We start from the raw sequence: 17,884 nt of genomic DNA on the forward strand, positions 1-17,884 counted from the left end.
TTAAGCCTCCAACGCAGTTTTGGTTTGGTTTGCTAACCATTGTTGGAAGAAATAAGTTGGAATATCCATTTCTGGTGAGAATACGCCACCACCAAAACCAGGTGAATGACGACCTTTTTGCATATTTTCGACAGCAAATACATCTTCTGCAAAAACCACTTTCCACGATTCTAATGTTGCCTTACGACATTCATCATATTCAGGGTTTAAAGATTCATCACCAACATAATACAAACGCAGTTTTTCAATCGTTTTTTCTGGTGAAATTGGGTCAATCATCATTGCAAATGCATGGTCTGCTTGAATACCTAACAATACGTTCGGGAACACTGCAACATATTCAGCATGGCGCAATTGGTCTTCAGGCCAGCTTGGGAATTTTGGCAAATGCGTGCCTGCTGTAGCTGATAAGTTATATTTATAACTGCCCTGACCAGCGAAACGATCTTCAAACATAATATTGTAATGATCTTCAAGCTTAGAATAAGTATTTAAAGCTGGATGTACCCAAGGCAAGTGATAAGCTTCACAGTAATTTTCTACAGTTAATTTCCAATTACTTTCAACTGGTAACTCAAAGTGTGAACCAATAGGACTAGTACGGATTAAGTCAAGATCATTTTTACCTAAGAATGCTTCCCAACGTTTTTCTAATGGGGCGATATGATCTTCAAAAGATGGAGCATCACCTGAAATATTAACGAAAACTAAATCCATCCAAATCGCTGAACGCAATGCTTTTAAACCATGATCTTCGCACTTGAATCGCTCGTCTTTGTGTTGCCCAATACCGCCTACATGTGGAGTGCCTTTTAATTGACCATTTAAGTCATAGCTCCATGAGTGATATTTACAACGTATAACACCTTGGATTGGACCTTCTTCATGAACGAGTTTCATACCACGATGGCTACATACATTATGGAATACTTGAACTTGTCCTTCACCATTACGCATGAGAACTAAAGGCATTCCCATAAAATCCACAGGTTTTACATAATTATTTTTTTTCAAATCTGAAGCAAAACCGACACATGACCATGTTTTAGCAAAAACACTATCACGCTCGAAATTAAAATATTCTGTGCTTGTATAAGCAATATTTGGCATACCGCTTGATTCGGTAATTGGATTTAAAATGCTGTCAACTTGCTGAACTGAAATAAGCTGAGAATTCACTTGGCTATTCATTTGATAATCTCCATTTACTGTACAAAGCGCAGTACTCCCTGCGCCGCATTGAACAATTGATGCATGCTGTGATGCGTTGAGAAGATTGTGTGAAAATTCAGAAATACCTGCAAACGAGTTTTTTGCTAGGCATGTATGAGTTTTTGTAATGCCTAACTTTAGGAGAAGTTCAAGTCTTTTTACATGATTAAAACTCATTCGAATATGATAAAAAATAGTTTGAGCATAAGGTGCGCAGCTCTCTAATCTTCTATAATTCGTACTCAGACAGTTGGTTTTTCAAATTTAGCGGATATAAATTTGAGTACACTGCTGTAACGCATCCAAGGAGGAGTTATGCGTACAACTACTGAAGCCAAAGATGGTTTCAATCCATTCGTATCAATCGGTTCAAAAGTTTTAGTTGCAAGTTTTGTTATATTTTGTGCAGCATATTCTGATCAAGCGGCTCGGATTTTCACAGAATTATCCACTTCTCTTCTTAATAACATGAAATGGTTTATTTTATTATCCATTACAGCGATCTGCTTTTTTCTCATTTATGTCATGTTTAGCCGTTATGGTGATATTAAGTTAGGTAATGATTCAGATAAACCTGAATATAGTAACTTTGCATGGTTATCTATGTTGTTTTCATGCGCAATGGGGGTTGGTTTAGTATTTTGGGGTGTTGCTGAGCCTATAAATCATTATATAAGTAATCCATTTACAAAAGGTCTAACAGATGATGCAGCAAGCATGGCTTTGCAGCTTACATTTTTCCATTGGGGCTTGCATGCTTGGTCAGTATATTGTATTGCCGCGCTAGCTATTGGCTATTTTTCATATCGTAAAGGATTACCTTTTTCTATCCGTTCCGTGTTGCATCCACTCATAGGTGACCGTATTAATGGACCTATTGGCAATATTGTTGATCTTTTAGTTATCGTTATTACTACATTTGGTATTTCTCAGACGCTTGCTATTGGTGTGCTTCAAATTAATACTGGGCTAAATAAAGTTTTCGGTATACAAATCAGTGTTACTGCTCAATTTATTATCATGATTGCACTATCAAGCCTCGCAACCATTTCTGTTGTAAGAGGTATTGGTACGGGTATGAGACGCCTATCAGAATTAAATATTCTTTTATCCATTGCTTTGATACTTATTTTAATGTTTGTGGGTCCAGCCAGATACATCACCAATTCATATTTAGAAGGTTTAGGTAATTACTCATCTCACTTCATTAGCATGAGCCTTTGGAGTAATACACAAGCAGATTCACAATGGCAAAATTGGTGGACAGCCTTTTATTGGTTATGGTGGTCAACATGGGCACCTTTTGTGGGTATGTTTATTGCGAAAATTTCAAAAGGAAGGTCTATTCGCCAATTAATATCGGGCGTATTAATTGTGCCCACCCTAGTTACATTTATGTGGATGAGCGTTTTTGGTGGTTCTGCATTAAAAATTGAAAAAGATGCCCGACATGCCTATGAAGCACAAACGTCAGCACTCATCGAAAAAAATAAAAATAATGACTTGCCTCAAGCTACGATTGCTCAAGAATTTACAGGTGGTCCAATTGTTCAAGCGACGAAACAAGATAATACCTTAGCCGTTTTCTCACTTTTTGATGAAATAAATAAAGGGGTTTTTGGTACTATTTTAAGTATTACTACCTGCTTATTATTAATTACATATCTAGTTACTTCACAAGATGGAGGTACACATGTTCTATGTTTTCTTGATACACGATCAGAGAAGGAAACCCCTATTCGAACAAGACTTATTTGGTGCGGCTTCGTAACAGCAATTAGTCTTGGTTTACTTTATATCGGTGGATTAAAAGCCATACAAGCAGCCGTAACTCTATTTGGCTTCCCAATCATAATATTACTCGTACTAATGTGTTTTTCTCTACAGAAAGCTTTTAAAAAAGAAAATATTACATCATCAAGCTCATCTGAATTGAAAATACATCAACAAGAAAATTAATACTTTTCCTAAATTCATAGTGCTTATGATAAAAGCACTATGAGTTTAATGTTCAATACTCAACATGAGTTTAAGTCATATTCACCCTACATAAAAATCAGTTGTCACAATCTCATTACGATATTAAAAATAAATCAATTAAATGGAACTTAATTCGCTTAAAGGACTGACTATGAACAGTAAGCTTCCCTATTCAAACCGTATTGGTAACCGCCATCCTGAACATTTAAATATGCATCAAATTGGACCTGGTGAATTAGCTACTTCTGAATGGCTACAAGCAGGACTCAGCTTACCTGATCTAGACCGCATGCAAGAATATCGATTAGAACGTATTTGTACCTTACTTAAAAAACAAGGCTTGGCTGGTATTTTACTGTATGACCCGATTAATATTCGCTATGCAACAGGTACAACCAACATGCAGGTTTGGGTGCTTCACAATGCTGGGCGCTATACCTATGTTTCTGCTGAAGGAAAAATTGTGCTGTGGGAATTTGATCATTGTGACTTCTTGGCGGATCATGCAAAAACAGTATCACAGGTACGTCCCTGCATTTCTTGGTTTTATTTCTGCGCAGGGACACGAATTGACGAACAAGCCAAAAAATGGGCTAACGAAATTTATGATGTCGTTTTAGAACTAGGCAAGGGTAATAAAAAAAATTGCCATCGACAAATGTAATGTTGAAGGTGTCAAAGAATTAGAGCACTTAGGTCTTTCCATTGAAAATGGTGAAGAAATCATGGAACTGGCTCGTGCCATTAAAGGTCATGATGAGATTAATGCGATGCGCTGTGCTGTGCATGCAACTGAGTCTGCCATTCAAGTTATGCATGATCATTTACAGTCTGGCATTTCAGAACAACGTTTATGGGCTTATTTGCATGCTGAAAATATTGCACGTGGCGGTGAATGGATTGAAACTCGCCTACTGGCTTCTGGACCGCGCTGTAATCCGTGGTATCAAGAATGTAGCGGTCGTATTATCCAAAATGGCGACTTGGTTGCTTTTGATACTGACTTGATTGGTGCATACGGTTTTTGTGTTGACACTTCACGTACTTGGTTATGCGGTGATATGCCTGCAACAGCTGAACAAAAGAATATATATCAAATGGCTCATCAACAGATTCAGCAAAATACTGAGCTATTAAAAGTTGGAACAACATTCAAAGAGTTGACATACAACGCATTACAATATGATCCAAATGAATATAACCATTATTCATTTTTATACCATGGTGTGGGGCTGTGTGATGAAGCACCAGGTATCTATTTCCCTGAAGCATGGGAAAGCTTTGGCTATGATGGTGTCTTAGAGTCAGGTATGGTGATGTGTGTAGAAAGTTATGTCGGACATAAACAAGGTGGATCTGGAGTAAAACTTGAAAATCAAGTATTGATTACAGAACATGGTCCAGAAGTGTTGACTCTTTATCCTTTTGAATCAAATTTACTTTAAAAATTAATACAAAACTGTATATCACAATACTTAATCTTCATGAGGATATAGAAATGTCCATTTTATTTAAATCCATTAAATTCAAAAACTTAATATTAGAAAATAGAGTAATTATTGCTCCCATGTGTCAATACTCATCTGAAAATGGTGAATTAAGTTATTGGCATGAACAACAATGGGCGAGCTACGCATTATCGGGTGCAGGACTTTGTATTATTGAAGCAACAGCCATCCAACCTGAAGGTCGTATTAGTTATGCTGATTTGGGGATATGGAATGATACTCAATGTAAAATGATGCAGACATTACTTTCAAAAATTAAGAAAATATCTCCAACCCCTTTTGCTATTCAATTGGCACATGCGGGACGTAAAGCATCTTGTGATACGCCTTGGGGGGAAAGAAATGGACAATTTACACCAGATGAAAAAAATGGTTGGCAAACAATTGCCCCTAGTGCTATTTCATTTCAGCCTAATGGACACCCTCCTATTTCACTTTCGACGATTGGTATAAAAAAAGTAATTTCTGATTTTGTTGCTGCAGCACAGCGTTCTGTCTTAGCTGGTTTTGACCTCATTGAGTTACATGCAGCACATGGATATTTACTCCATCAATTTCTATCACCTCTGTCTAATCAGCGTACTGATGAATATGGAGGAAGCTTTGAAAATCGGATTAGACTGACCTTAGAAATATTTAAAGAGATTAAGAAAGTCGTACCTAAAAATTATCCAATTGGTGTAAGAATTTCCGCTACAGATTGGGTTAATGGTGGTTGGGACTTAAGGTCAAGTATTGAATTATCTAAAATTTTGGAACAAATTGGGGTTGCTTACATTCATGTGACAAGTGGAGGATTACACAAGGACCAAAAAATTGACATCCATCCTGAATATCAGGTTCCATTTGCAAATGAAATAAAAAAAGCTATTAATGTACCTGTTATAGCGGTTGGTCTCATCACGCATCCAGAACAAGCGGAAAGAATATTACAGGCTAAGCAAGCAGATGCCATAGGTATTGCAAGAGGAATTTTATATGACCCTCGTTGGTCATGGCATGCAGCCGTAAAATTAAATCAAACGATTGCTATAGCTCCTCAATATTTTCGTTTCCAACCCAGAGGTTCCAATCAAATATTCAAAAAATATGCATCTTAAACATGTTAATCCAAAATGGAGAGGCTTTAAAAACACCTCTCTTATTTAAATTATGACTGAATGCCTCTAATTCCAATACTTCCTACAGAATCAACCGCTTGCTCTAGCAGCCAATGTTTAAAACGTTTAACACTCGGTGGAATCACCCCACGATCTTTTGGTTCAAGCATACAAAAATTTGCATCGGTTTTTAGAACTGTATCAACAGGTCTTATAAGTGTGCCATTTTCCAAATGATCATTGAGCAATGACCCCCAAGCTAAGGCAATGCCCTGTCCATTGGCTGCTGCCTGAATGAGTAAAGGGTAATTGTTAATATTCATTTTATTACGTGGCTTAATATCTGGATAGCCTACCTCTGCAAACCATTCTGGCCAAGTTAACCAATCTTTTTGTGATTCATCTAAATACAATAAATTTTGTCTAAATAAGTCTTGTGGATCATTAGAAGCATTGATACGAGTCAAATAAGCTGGACTACAGACAGGAAATACTTCTTCTGCAAATAATGTGGTGACATTCATATTAGCAGGCGAATTTTTGCAATAAAATAGTGCTAAATCACAGTCCATTTTATTTAGGTCTTGAATATTTTCTGTAGTTAAAATTCTAAGGTCTATACATTCATTTTGCTGAAATTCAGCTACCTTGGGCAATAACCAAAGTGCAGCCATCGCATTCGTCGTTACAACGGTAACCTGATCCTCTCCCTGCCATTTTTTTATTTCTGCTGTAGCTTCTGCAACTTTTAACAATGAACTATAGATCGTTTGGTAATACTGTTGCCCTGTGGTTGTTAAATAAATATTTCGGTTTTCTCGAACAAATAGTTCTTTCCCTAAATAATCTTCTAATTGTCTAATTTGCCGACTAACAGCACCTTGTGTCACATTTAACTCATTTGCAGCCTGAGTAAAGCTGAGATAGCGTACAGCTGCCTCAAATACAATCAAACTATTCATGGGTGGAAGTGGCTTAATCCTCATGACTATTCCTTGTTTAGTCTAAGTTTGGCTTCATGCTAAAACTTTATTTCAACGCACATGCTATTTCTAGCATTAGCTATTTTAGGTCTAAAATCTCATGCTAAAACTAGTTTTTAAAGTGATATGTTGTATTGTATTCATGAGTTTTTATCATGGATCAATATTTGGATAATAAACCTTTAGTTTGTATAATAAAATACTGTTATTAAACTTTAAGTATTTAATTTAATACGGATTTATCTCATGGTTTTAGTGAGTTATTTTTCATGCAGTCAATATGTAAGTCCTATTTAATTTTAAAAATGCATTAATTTTTAAGTAAACATCAGTTAACTCTAATACGCCTATAATAACCTCATATACTTCTTCTTTAAAATAAAATTCAATAACTTACATAACTTTTATTTTATAGAAATTTTTCTAAATAACATCAAATATATTAGCTATATGGCTAATATTATATTGAGGTCAAAATTAGGGAAGAAGCAAAGGCAGATATTATAAAATACATTGAGCTATTTTATAATCAATGAAGAACTCAGACATGCTTCGATTTTAAGAAATGAAACCAATAACTGAGGAATTTTACAAGTCGGCTGCCTAGAGTCTTCCAAGTGAATGCCCCCTGTTATTTAGCATATATCATTGATCATGGGAGTCAATTTTTCACTACCTGCCCAACTTTTCTGAAAAGCCATGTTTCTCAATCAATGTTGAAATGATATTTAATTTTTTAACCACAAACACAGCATCAATTCAGGTCTTTAAATCCTTTTGTTACGTGTATTTTCAATAAATTAATATTCCAGATGTAACTACAAAAATCCGAGAAAAAATATAACAATAAAGCCCTATAAATGTTCTCTGTTATATTTTATTCCCCATTTTTTTGTACCTACTTATTCAAAAGCAACTTCTGCAAAATGAAATCTATTCTTTTCAATAGGTAGTTTCTATGGGGCGATCTATTCTTTTTTTTAGTCTTTTTCACTGTCTTTCGATAGCTTTCTCCATCAAATTATTGAATCATCGGGGAGCAATAGTATGAGTCTCGGATTAACTGCTTTAGAGTTAGTAAGGATACAATTTGCTTTTACAGTATCCTTTCATATTATTTTTCCTGCGACATCTATTGGTTTAGCGTGTTTCCTTGCGTTATTAGAATGGAAATGGCTGAAAACACAAGATTCGGTTTATAAAGATTTATTGTTGGATGCAAACTCCTCAAGGCTTTGCGATTGAAAATGGCATCATTGTCCCAACGGACTGGTGGGCTATTGTTTTTAATCCATCTTTTCCTTATCGCTTTAGCACTCATTGCTGGTGTATTTAAAGTCTTGTTATATTTTGCTTATCCATAAATTAAAGCGATTTGGATTAAATGAGCATAATCAAGCAGCTTTAGATCAACTCATTCAACAAATTAATGCATTTGATCGGTCTATTTCATAAATTAAAAAATCATTAATCAATTGGTTGTTTTTAAAACAGAATTTTTGATCTATCATACATCATTCAATGGTGAGATAAGGCTATTTGATAACTTCCAAATGTTTAATTTAAGCGATTAACTGATAATTTCAACCAACATAGAATTTAGAATACTACCCAATATTTATACTAATTAGCCAAATAATAATGCATTTATCCTAAAAAATACCTAGATTATTTTTTAATAAAAACAGTTGCTTTAGTGAATTTCCTTATTTTTGAGGATAATTATAGTAGGGTCTGTGGACATTTGTTGTCTAAAAAATAGCGAGTGTAAAATCAAATCGCCAAACCCAATTTTATACTCGCTATGCCTCACACAATGCTGAATGATCAACACTGGTCAAAGTTAGTTTCTATTTTCCGTAATTTTAATATCTATTTCAAATCTAATGTGAGGAACTTTGTCGAAGCTATTCTTTATAGAATAAGAGTTGGTTGCCCTTGGCGTGATTTACCAAAAGAATTTGGTTCATATAATTCAATATTTAGAAAATATAATCGATGGTGTAAAAACCATAAGTTAATGAAAATATTTAAATTAATATCTTCCAATGCAGATGTTGAGTGGGTGTTTATTGATGGTAGCCATGTTCGGGCACATCAACATTCTGCGGGAATGAAAGATCAGGATATTTCTAAAAGTATTGGTGGAAATAGCTCTAAAATTCATCTGGCTGTTGATGCAAATGGAAACCCGATTGAAATTATTATCTCGGATGGAACAACACATGATGTCAAGATCGCGCCTAAATTGATTGAAAAGTTGGACTTAAATGAAACAAAAGTTGTATGTGCAGATAAAGGTTATGACTCAGAATCATTAAGAGAACAAATATCAACTGAAAAAACCAAAGCAAATATCCCCAGAAAATCAAATACACAGTCAAATAATGATCATATGGATTGGTATCTATATAAAATCAGACATTTAGTTGAGAATACATTTTGTAGATTGAAACAATTTAGAGGGATTGCAACGAGATACGATAAGCTAAAGCGTAATTATGAGGGGGCTGTTGCTTTAGCTTGTATCTTTATTTGGCTACCTTTATCGGGAAAGTTTTATACTTGAAATGTCCACAGAACCTAAAGTAATGAAATATATTTATGGTTTTACCTTACTAGAACTTATAAGTCTCTTTCACAAGTCACTATTTAGCCAATTGATAAATAAGCATCCACTGAATCCTACTTGAACTCAAGCAGTTTTTCATCGGTGTGGTAACAATTCTTCTATTTGGGTCACTTTATGTGTCGGCAGCCATTTCAGCACATCACTTAAATAGGTATACGGATCCAAACCATTCAGTTTTTCTAATTGGATTAAAGTCATGTATATATGACATTGAAAAGAATTATCTGATCAATAGTTTTAGATAAAACCTCTTAAGAAAAAAATTATTACTACTCATAACACCATCATCATCAACGTAAAAACAATAACTTAACAAGTTGTTATTCCAATTTTTTTAGATTTAGTGTTATTTAACTTAGCTTTCTTTTACATTAAGCATGGTTTTGTACAGTATAAAATACACTAAAATACCTAACATTATCAGCAACTTAGATTAATTATCAAAAATAACTATAACTTCTAAACGATTGACAGTGATTTTTAAATTAATATCTCTCATTTTATTCAAATTGATTCTTCCGCATTCATTACCAGAAGACTCTAAGTTTTAAACCACAGCCACACTTGTGCGCAAATCATCACCATAATCAATGTACCAACAGCCCATGGATGAGGAATGATTATCACCATAAGTACCGCAGCAACGCTCATACTCATCAGCGATAAAATTTTAACCTTCAAGGGTAAGCGACGCTGGGTTTGCCATTGTTGTAAAATAGGCGCAATGATTCGATTATTCACGATCCAGCCATGTAACTTAGTCGAACCTTTGGATGCAAACAGCGCTGCCAAAAAATAAAAATCAAAGGTCGGGATACCAGGAACAATAATACCTAATGTCCCTAATACCAAACATAGCCAAGCCAAGATGATGCATATCCAGCGTACAATCCAAGATTTTGTCAATTTCGACTTTTGTAATGTCAATACTGTATTGAGCTCTTGTCCCGACTTAGCCTGTTTCATTGTTTCCGTTCCCTTACATTTTCGCTTTATTTGAGATTTTTCAAATCTCCTAATAAATCACCAAAATGTTTAAATCCTTGCAATGCACCTTGTACAATCTGATTTTGTTCTTGCTCACTAAAACCTGCTTCATCCAAAGTTTGCTTAAAACGCTTCCACACAATCGCACGACCTTCTGGATATGCTGCCAAATTTCGAGCTGCAAAATCTGCACTAAATCCAAATTTTGCTTGAGCCTCTTTAAACAAAAAAGCAGCACCTAAAGTTGAACCTTCAGACACATAAATCCAACCTAGAGATTCAGGATAAGAGACGCCTTCTGTTGCAATACTTTGTTGTTGTGGGCTTAAACCCAAATCTTATAAATCTTTCAGTGCTGCCTCAGAACGCCCACGTACATCTAAATCTGGAATAAGCTGCTGCACTTTTGGATCTAGATATAAATGTTCTACATCTTTTTGAAAATAATATTGCGATAAAGTAAATTGGGCATAGTTATCTTGTGACGCAAATACACCTGCACGCTGCATAAGTACTTCCATACGATCATGTTCACTTGATGTTTCTTGTTTAAGTCGCAACATTAAACTCTCTTGAGTTGTTTTCTCTATTGCTACATTCATTTATATTTCCTCTGTCAAAATTTTTAATTCAGTCTTAACGACTACTGCTAAGTTTGAGGTGTATTGGAAAATCAACAATGACTTTCACTGCTTCTCCATTCATCTGATGTGATTTAAATCTAGTTCAATGAATATTGACAATCATATTTTACATTTCACATGTACTTGAAAAATTTACGCTCATTCCTTTTTAAAACGATTTATCAGTCATAAACCGTCATTTATAAATATAGAGGAATGAGCGAAAGCGGATGTACATCATTCAACGTAATTTTTACGAATTTGATCTCATAAAACTAAATAATTAAAATTTAACCTGAAGCGATAAAATCGTTAGACTTTCGTAAACAATTTCCACTCAAACCAATCGCCCTATTTAGGCATTTGATTTTTTATAAAGTTTAAAAATATTAATGACCAACATAAACACTTAAAATCGTTCGATAAGTATTTGCATGTGGCTTTATATTTTCATTTTGCTCGGGTGAACTTATGGTAATAATATATTGACCTTTTTCATTGAATGGCAATTCAACTTGTCCTTGAGTATTTGTCTTTAATTTAAGAGGCTCTTTTTTGTCAGCTAAACTCGTTTGTTGTTGTTCCAACTGAACTTGATAGCCTGCCGCTATTTTTTGATTTAATTTGACCGTCAAATTAAAGGGTTGCCCGACTTTAATACTGTTTGGGTGTGCTGAATATTCGACTGACAAACCTTGTTTAGTTTGGTCTCGTGGTATTTCAGATGTCTGATGCTTTGAGAAATAACTCAGTAATTCATCCACTCTCTGTACTTTAAACGTCTCATGCTTGGTCGTGAGTTCTTCTGGTAATACAAATGAACGGACATCTAGCGGTGGTACATTTGTACCCTTAGCATCTAATACTCTTAACCAACGTTTACCCACTTTGGCATATTTAATTTCGGCGCTACGCTTACCCACAATTTGATATGTACCATCAATAGAAGAATTGACATTGGCACTACTTAAACTCGCAGTGTTCATTAGCTCAAGATTTTTTTGCTCGCCTTTAGGATTCACCACATAAAGTTCAAAACCACGAATTGCCACTTCTGAATCAAATGGGCTTTCAGCAAAACCCGCTACAATAGAAGTATTATCCCCGCTCACGACGTACGCACTTGGTGCAGTAAAAGGCGAATGTGCTGCAACGCTCATAGAAATTGCTGCAAAAGCACAGGCAAATAAAGTCTTTTTCATCACAAAATTCTTACCTATTTTGTTCAATAATTTTTGAAAACAGTTGTGTAATAAATACTTACTGACTAATCGCTTGATCTACTTGTTGAGCAAACTTTTCGATATCTTTAGCCTGAATAGTTGATTTTCCACCGCTTATCGCCTGAAATTTACGTGCTGATATATCCTTCATCTTTTCTTTTCCAGTCAAAGTGTTTTTGTCATAACGCCCCATAAATTCATCAACATATTCTTTTTCAGATACAGTTAAATCCTGATTTGAATCTGTTTCAAAAAACTGTTTATCACGTCCACTTAGAAAATCACCTAAAGTTGCATACGCTTTGCCTTGACCATATTGACGGATAAACTCTTCAGGATTGCTAGCAATCGGCATGGAAATTGGTAGACGCATACGGAAACCATCATGCGTTGTTGTAGTCAGTTGCACATCTTCTGACGTTACAATGCCATCACCATTTTTGTCATAATCCACAAAGTTTTTCAGACCAATATCCTGAAATTCTTTTAAGGTTAGTTTTTGGTTCTTATCAGCATCCAAAATACCGTAACGCACATGGGCTTGTTTCAGTGACATCTCACGACGCTGTTTCATTAGCCCATCTAATTGCTTCTGTTCAAACTGTATAAACTGTTCCTGATTGACTTTTTTATGATTTTTAAATAATTCAGCATAGTCCTGAGTGAACTGCTGAATAAGCGTTTTGCTATTTTGCTCTTTGCTATCAGGATGCTGAAGCAGATATACTGCATATGCTTCTTGGAATACTAAAGGTTGCGCTGTCGCCGCTGCCGTCCAAGCCGATGTAGCAGCAATGACCGTTCCCATTGCTAACATCATTAATTTATTCATTATATCGTCCTAAATGTTCTCAAAAAAATAAGAGGTCACAGTAATGCTACTGTGACCATTGATTGGTCTAAAATGGTTTAAAATCTATATTGAATACTTGCAGTTATATTGCGTCCCGGTTCTGCAGAGCGGTCAATCATCTCAGCTTTTTCAGTCGCGTTTAGCGTACCGACAGAAGCATAGTTCCAATATGTTTTGTCAAAAATATTATTGAAAGCTACATTAAGCTTGGTCGCTTTATTGACATTCCAGTACGCTGATAAGTCCCATACTGCATAGCCTGCAACCTTTTCATATTTCAACTGTTCACCATTTGGCTGAAATGCACTTACATCTAGTTGTGCCTGTTTTGAACCCACTGCTGTCGCAGTTAAACCCAGTCCAAATAGACGATTTGGATCATCATAAGCAAAAGTTAAACTCCCTTTTTCTGGCTGCACTGAGTTCAATCCAGTTTTTAAGCCATCTTTATTTTTTGCTATTCCGCGAGTTTTCCCTGCTACCAAATTTAGGCTAAACCCTTCTGAACTTGGAATAAATTTTCCTAAATCAATATGTGCAGAGAGTTCTCCACCCCAAATTTTTGCATCAGCAATATTTTCTGCCTGATAAACTAAGAAGTAATTTGGAATTGAAACCTGTTTATAATCAATGAAGTCACTATAAAGGGTATAGAAAGCTGTTAAATCTAATTTAATACCATCAATAGAAGTATTTTTGAGTCCAATCTCAAAAGCATCACTAATTTCTTTTTCTAAATCTGAATTACCTTTTACTAAATAAGACGCGCCATTAGAGGTTTCATAAGAGCCCCCCATTTCCATTGGCGAAGGTATACGTGCACCACGTGCATATTTTAAATATGTATAATTTTCAGGGTTGAATTGATATGCCGCAGTTAAGCCTGGTGCCAAATAAGTAAAATCTTTTGATTTAATATTAGAACCAGAATCTTCAGGTTTATATTGTTGATGCTCTACCCGCAATGATGGCGTGATCGAAAGTGCTTTATTGTTTGGATAGAAATTAAATTGATCTGAAACATAAACTGCATAACGATCTAAAGTTGAATCTGTTAAATAAGTTCCTGTAAAGGGGATCGTTTGCCCATTACTTCGGCTTTCGATACGATCACTAGAATACGATTTATGATCATAAATTAGACCATATTTCATAGTTTGCTTATCTAACTCTTTCGTAGCATCCAATTTTATGCCAGTACTTGTCTGCTCATAACTATTTAAAAAATCTCGGATATAACTGCCAGCATCATAAATGGTGCGTGTTTCATTCGTAGATTTTTGATACCATAGTTTTGAACTCAGTTTGTCAAATAATGAAAACTGTGTAGGCTGATAAATATCTTCTAAAGAAAAGGTGTTACGTTCAATTTTCTGATTTTGTACAGCAGTATCCGTTTTAAATGCAATAAAAGCGGAAGCATCCATTCCTACAGTATCAGCTTCTTTTTGATAAACATCTGCTATGACATTCAACTGATGTTCATCATTAAGTTGCCAGCTTAGATTAGCCAACGCAGCATCTTGTTTCCAATCTGTGTCATACGCTTTAGTTTTTGAGTTGCCATCTGTTTCATGACCATCACGATGAGCATAAGCCACCAATGCTTTAACTGTATCGTTGCCTACAGCACCAGTCACTGAAGCAAGCCATGATTGATCGGCAGAGTTATAGCCTGCTTTGGCTGAACCAGCAACAGTTTTTGCTTCCGTTAAATAATCCTGTGGTGATTTGTTTTTAAATGATACACGCCCACCAATACCATCTGTCGATGCATCTGTAGTACCAGAAACGATATCAACAGCATTCAACATTTCGGGTTCAATATAATCTCGTCCTGCCCCACGCTTGCTCATACTAGAGGGCGGCATATATGGACTAATTGCTGCTTCGGCTAAATCGATTCCATCAATATCTAAACCAATGCGGTTTGCATCTATTCCACGAATGTTATAACTGCTGGTTCCTGCACTATCTATATATGTCCCACCACCATAAACAGAAAATGGCGCCTGTACTAAGGGCAAATATTTCACAATATCTGCCATATCTTGTACACCAGTCTGATCCATACTATTACGGCTAATGCTCGTGATGGATTCTGCACTCTTTTTCACAGGTTTAGCATATGCTGTAATCACTGGCAATGTTGCTGAAACTCTTGACTCAGTCTCTACCTCTTGCACAGGTTCCGCAAATGCATGCCCTGCTGCCATAATTGCAACTAAACATGATGTTAAATAGCATGGTTTTAGTACCTGTAATTTAACTTTGTTAGCCCACATACAATTATTTACTTGTTGATTCATCTACGAAATTCCACACAAAAATGTCATCATTCACATCAACCATAAGAGAAGCCACCTGACCAGAATGAAATCTGGCAGGGATCTAGATAAATTGAATTTATTTGCAAATGATAATTACTTTCATTATCGTTTACAATAAATTTAATACAAATTAATTTTAGGAAAAATTTAATAGAAGCCTTTATTTTATTTTTTTATTTTTATAAACAATATTTTAAGTTAATATTTTCTATTTTAATAAATCAAAAAATGATCGATTAATTGATTGTTTTTAAATCACGAGATTTTTCATCTATTATCTATGGTTCAATGAGGAAATATAAATATATTCAATCTAAGCGATTAATTTTCGGGAGTTATTACCGTGTTACCAAAAGAATTGGACTAAATAAGAAGAACCTCTATTGAGGTTCTTCTTATAATATTTGTGAGATAGTCGTGTAAAAAGATCGTATTTCTTTTTATATTTAAGCTTGCAACATATCATCAGATTTTATACTAAAAATAAATGTTGAAATGGGTTCTATAAATAGTTCTATTTTAGTTAAAATTCCCCAATGACCTGCTTCAATTTCAGTATTTTTATACAATGCATCTACGGTATCTTCTATTCCCAACAAAAAATGTTGTGGTACAAATGGATCATGACGCATAGATAGCACATGTACTGGTACTTGAGTGATACGATGCTTTTGAGAAATCAGTGAAGAAAATAAATTTTTCCGATAAAGTTCCAATCCATTGATTCCATTTCTCAATTGATGAGATGAAGAATGCTGAAGCTGTTGGTCTTCAATTTTAGACAGCAACTTAGTCCAATGCTTATTTAAAAAAGCATTCCAACTCAATTCAGGCAATATTGGTAAATTGAAAAACCCCATATAACTTGATGAAATCATTTGTTTAATGGCTTTCCACTGCTGTTGTGGCTGTAAACTCAATAAATGTTGCCTAAACCATGTACCAACATGATCCAAACCTGGTGCTAATGCTGTGTAACTTTGAATTTTTGTTTGTAAATCATGATCAAAAACAGCTTCCCAACCCTGTAACGCCCCCCAATCATGCCCTAAAAGATGTACTTTACGTTTAGGGCTAACCTGTGAAATTACATAGTTCAAATCGGATAATAAATACTGAAATTCATAGCCCTTACTGGAAATAGGAGCAGTAGAATTTCCTGTGCCACGCACATCATAACTAACAACATGAAAATTGTGAGAGAGTTTCGCTGCCATTTTATCCCATACACTAGCATCATCAGGATAACCATGTATGAGAATAATCGTTTCAAATTCTGGTGAGCTTTCACCCCATTCATACACAGATAATTGAACATCATCTGCCATAATCATTTTTTGTGTTTTTAAATTCGGTTGCTGAATTTTTTGTATTGTCATTTATGATGCCTTCCTTTGCTCATAAGCTTTTACTGCTGGCGAACGGTGGATATAATCCAAAGCCATTTGCGTAGAAGCTTCGTAAAATGGATGATAATCTTTAGCAAAAAAACTTCGGGAAGTCGTCACAAACCACGATATACTCGGAATAAGCTCTTGCTTACTGGCATTGCGCCACTCTTTCCAAAAACCACGACGTAATATACTTCTTTGCGTTTTCGGTATTTTCTGATCTGTTGCAGCTAAGTTTACTGTTCCCTTCACCATGATAAAAGTAAAAATAGGAACAAATATCAACATCAAACCACTGCGCATAGCATAGTTGTCTTGACTTAAATACTGATACAAATCAAAGGCAACTGCTCTATGTTCAACTTCTTCTGCACAATGCCAAGTAAATAAATCACTCACCTCAGGATTAGCTCCTTTTTCTTCCCAACGGGCGGTTTCGATCACATATTTACCCAATGCACAAGTATAATGCTCAATTGTAGCAACCAAACCTACACGTAGGTTTAACCATTCTCTTTCAAAACGTTTAGGTAACTTTATTCCCAAAGGCTGATCTGCCAAGAGTCGATCAAATAACTTGAATGACATTTCATATTGTTTTTCAATATCTACGCCATAGCGTTTTAAATATAATTCTATAGATTCTTTATGTGCCTGAGCATGTATAGCTTCTTGACGTATAAAGGTTTTAACATCTGCTTTAAGCTTTTCGTCGTGAATATAGGGCAACGTTTTATTAAAAATACGACAAAAGAAATATTCGCCACGAACAAGGGTGAAACTAAAATGATTAACAGCATGACTTGCTAAAGCAGACTGAGGAATCCAATGTAAAGGTGTTTTTTTCCAATCAAAACTGACTCGGCGCACAGTCATTGGCCAGAATGTTTTTGAGGATTGATTGAGTGCTTCTCTATTTTCCATTTTTATCACCATGACTCTATCAGCATTATATAAGTTCCTTTTTAGAACTAATACAAGCCTATCAAGTTCTAAAAAGGAACCCATATAGCCTCATAATCCTCATTTATATCTTTTCAGGTCATTCCATTCATAAAAACA

The 17,884-nt window shown here is 35.2% G+C and carries 11 protein-coding genes and 4 pseudogenes; 5 read left to right on the forward strand and 10 right to left on the reverse strand.

From position 1 onward, the window contains the following. Entirely contained in the window at positions 1 to 1,191 is a 1,191-nt protein-coding gene (locus tag HX005_RS09625; RefSeq protein WP_286377182.1) for an aromatic ring-hydroxylating oxygenase subunit alpha, read from the reverse strand. A 336-nt stretch (positions 1,192 to 1,527) separates the two neighbouring features. Between HX005_RS09625 and HX005_RS09630 the strand changes: the two genes are divergently transcribed. The 3 genes and pseudogenes from HX005_RS09630 to HX005_RS09645 all read left to right on the forward strand — a co-directional run bounded on the left by HX005_RS09630 (position 1,528) and on the right by HX005_RS09645 (position 5,800). Then, the gene (locus HX005_RS09630; RefSeq protein WP_286377183.1) at positions 1,528 to 3,171 is read left to right on the forward strand and encodes a BCCT family transporter; all 1,644 of its coding nucleotides are present in this window, start codon (positions 1,528 to 1,530) and stop codon (positions 3,169 to 3,171) included. Positions 3,172 to 3,343: 172 nt separating this feature from the next. Then, positions 3,344 to 4,637 (forward strand): annotated as a pseudogene (locus HX005_RS19635) (M24 family metallopeptidase). Positions 4,638 to 4,690: 53 nt separating this feature from the next. Beyond that, entirely contained in the window at positions 4,691 to 5,800 is a 1,110-nt protein-coding gene (locus HX005_RS09645; RefSeq protein ID WP_286377186.1) for an NADH:flavin oxidoreductase/NADH oxidase, read from the forward strand. A gap of 50 nt (positions 5,801 to 5,850) precedes the next feature. Here the strand turns inward: HX005_RS09645 and HX005_RS09650 are convergent, their stop codons facing one another. Then, a complete protein-coding gene (locus tag HX005_RS09650; RefSeq protein ID WP_286377187.1) occupies positions 5,851 to 6,786 on the reverse strand; it encodes a LysR substrate-binding domain-containing protein in 936 nt (311 codons plus the stop codon). A 1,044-nt stretch (positions 6,787 to 7,830) separates the two neighbouring features. Here HX005_RS09650 and HX005_RS09655 point away from each other — a divergent pair. Continuing rightward, positions 7,831 to 8,098: pseudogene (locus tag HX005_RS09655) on the forward strand (cytochrome ubiquinol oxidase subunit I); the annotation flags it as partial. 489 nt (positions 8,099 to 8,587) lie between these two features. Continuing rightward, the gene (locus HX005_RS09660) at positions 8,588 to 9,352 is read left to right on the forward strand and encodes an IS5 family transposase (RefSeq protein WP_286377188.1); all 765 of its coding nucleotides are present in this window, start codon (positions 8,588 to 8,590) and stop codon (positions 9,350 to 9,352) included. Between the two features lie 138 nt (positions 9,353 to 9,490). Here the strand turns inward: HX005_RS09660 and HX005_RS09665 are convergent. The 8 genes and pseudogenes from HX005_RS09665 to HX005_RS09700 all read right to left on the reverse strand — a co-directional run. Continuing rightward, positions 9,491 to 9,613: pseudogene (locus HX005_RS09665) on the reverse strand (transposase domain-containing protein); the annotation flags it as partial. Positions 9,614 to 9,955: 342 nt separating this feature from the next. Further along, complete coding sequence (locus HX005_RS09670; RefSeq protein WP_286377189.1) at positions 9,956 to 10,381, reverse strand: YbaN family protein; 426 nt, start codon at positions 10,379 to 10,381, stop codon at positions 9,956 to 9,958. Positions 10,382 to 10,407: 26 nt separating this feature from the next. Next, positions 10,408 to 11,004: pseudogene (locus HX005_RS09675) on the reverse strand (biliverdin-producing heme oxygenase). A gap of 410 nt (positions 11,005 to 11,414) precedes the next feature. Beyond that, entirely contained in the window at positions 11,415 to 12,227 is an 813-nt protein-coding gene (locus HX005_RS09680; RefSeq protein ID WP_286377190.1) for a DUF4198 domain-containing protein, read from the reverse strand. 58 nt (positions 12,228 to 12,285) lie between these two features. Next, positions 12,286 to 13,080, reverse strand: coding sequence for a hypothetical protein (locus tag HX005_RS09685; RefSeq protein ID WP_286377191.1), 795 nt, complete (start codon positions 13,078 to 13,080; stop codon positions 12,286 to 12,288). Positions 13,081 to 13,157: 77 nt separating this feature from the next. Further along, positions 13,158 to 15,410 (reverse strand): TonB-dependent hemoglobin/transferrin/lactoferrin family receptor, encoded by a 2,253-nt coding sequence (locus HX005_RS09690; protein WP_286377192.1) that lies wholly within the window; start codon positions 15,408 to 15,410, stop codon positions 13,158 to 13,160. A gap of 467 nt (positions 15,411 to 15,877) precedes the next feature. Beyond that, entirely contained in the window at positions 15,878 to 16,810 is a 933-nt protein-coding gene (locus HX005_RS09695; protein ID WP_286377193.1) for an alpha/beta fold hydrolase, read from the reverse strand. Beyond that, positions 16,811 to 17,746 carry a metal-dependent hydrolase gene (locus HX005_RS09700; protein WP_286377194.1) on the reverse strand — a complete coding sequence of 312 codons (936 nt, stop codon included), beginning with the start codon at positions 17,744 to 17,746 and terminating at the stop codon, positions 16,811 to 16,813. It lies immediately after the preceding gene. Between the last annotated feature and the right edge of the window lie 138 nt (positions 17,747 to 17,884).

The sequence above is a fragment of the Acinetobacter sp. R933-2 genome (assembly GCF_030325485.1).
GTDB lineage: Bacteria > Pseudomonadota > Gammaproteobacteria > Pseudomonadales > Moraxellaceae > Acinetobacter > Acinetobacter sichuanensis.

What these genes read in the sequence shown, in the direction of transcription:
- HX005_RS09625 (WP_286377182.1), bottom strand. Translation starts at nt 1,191, where the DNA reads ATGAATAGCCAAGTGAATTCTCAGCTTATTTCAGTTCAGCAAGTTGAC.
- HX005_RS09630 (WP_286377183.1), top strand. Translation starts at nt 1,528, where the DNA reads ATGCGTACAACTACTGAAGCCAAAGATGGTTTCAATCCATTCGTATCA.
- HX005_RS09645 (WP_286377186.1), top strand. Translation starts at nt 4,691, where the DNA reads ATGTCCATTTTATTTAAATCCATTAAATTCAAAAACTTAATATTAGAA.
- HX005_RS09650 (WP_286377187.1), bottom strand. Translation starts at nt 6,786, where the DNA reads ATGAGGATTAAGCCACTTCCACCCATGAATAGTTTGATTGTATTTGAG.
- HX005_RS09660 (WP_286377188.1), top strand. Translation starts at nt 8,588, where the DNA reads ATGCCTCACACAATGCTGAATGATCAACACTGGTCAAAGTTAGTTTCT.
- HX005_RS09670 (WP_286377189.1), bottom strand. Translation starts at nt 10,381, where the DNA reads ATGAAACAGGCTAAGTCGGGACAAGAGCTCAATACAGTATTGACATTA.
- HX005_RS09680 (WP_286377190.1), bottom strand. Translation starts at nt 12,227, where the DNA reads ATGAAAAAGACTTTATTTGCCTGTGCTTTTGCAGCAATTTCTATGAGC.
- HX005_RS09685 (WP_286377191.1), bottom strand. Translation starts at nt 13,080, where the DNA reads ATGAATAAATTAATGATGTTAGCAATGGGAACGGTCATTGCTGCTACA.
- HX005_RS09690 (WP_286377192.1), bottom strand. Translation starts at nt 15,410, where the DNA reads ATGAATCAACAAGTAAATAATTGTATGTGGGCTAACAAAGTTAAATTA.
- HX005_RS09695 (WP_286377193.1), bottom strand. Translation starts at nt 16,810, where the DNA reads ATGACAATACAAAAAATTCAGCAACCGAATTTAAAAACACAAAAAATG.
- HX005_RS09700 (WP_286377194.1), bottom strand. Translation starts at nt 17,746, where the DNA reads ATGGAAAATAGAGAAGCACTCAATCAATCCTCAAAAACATTCTGGCCA.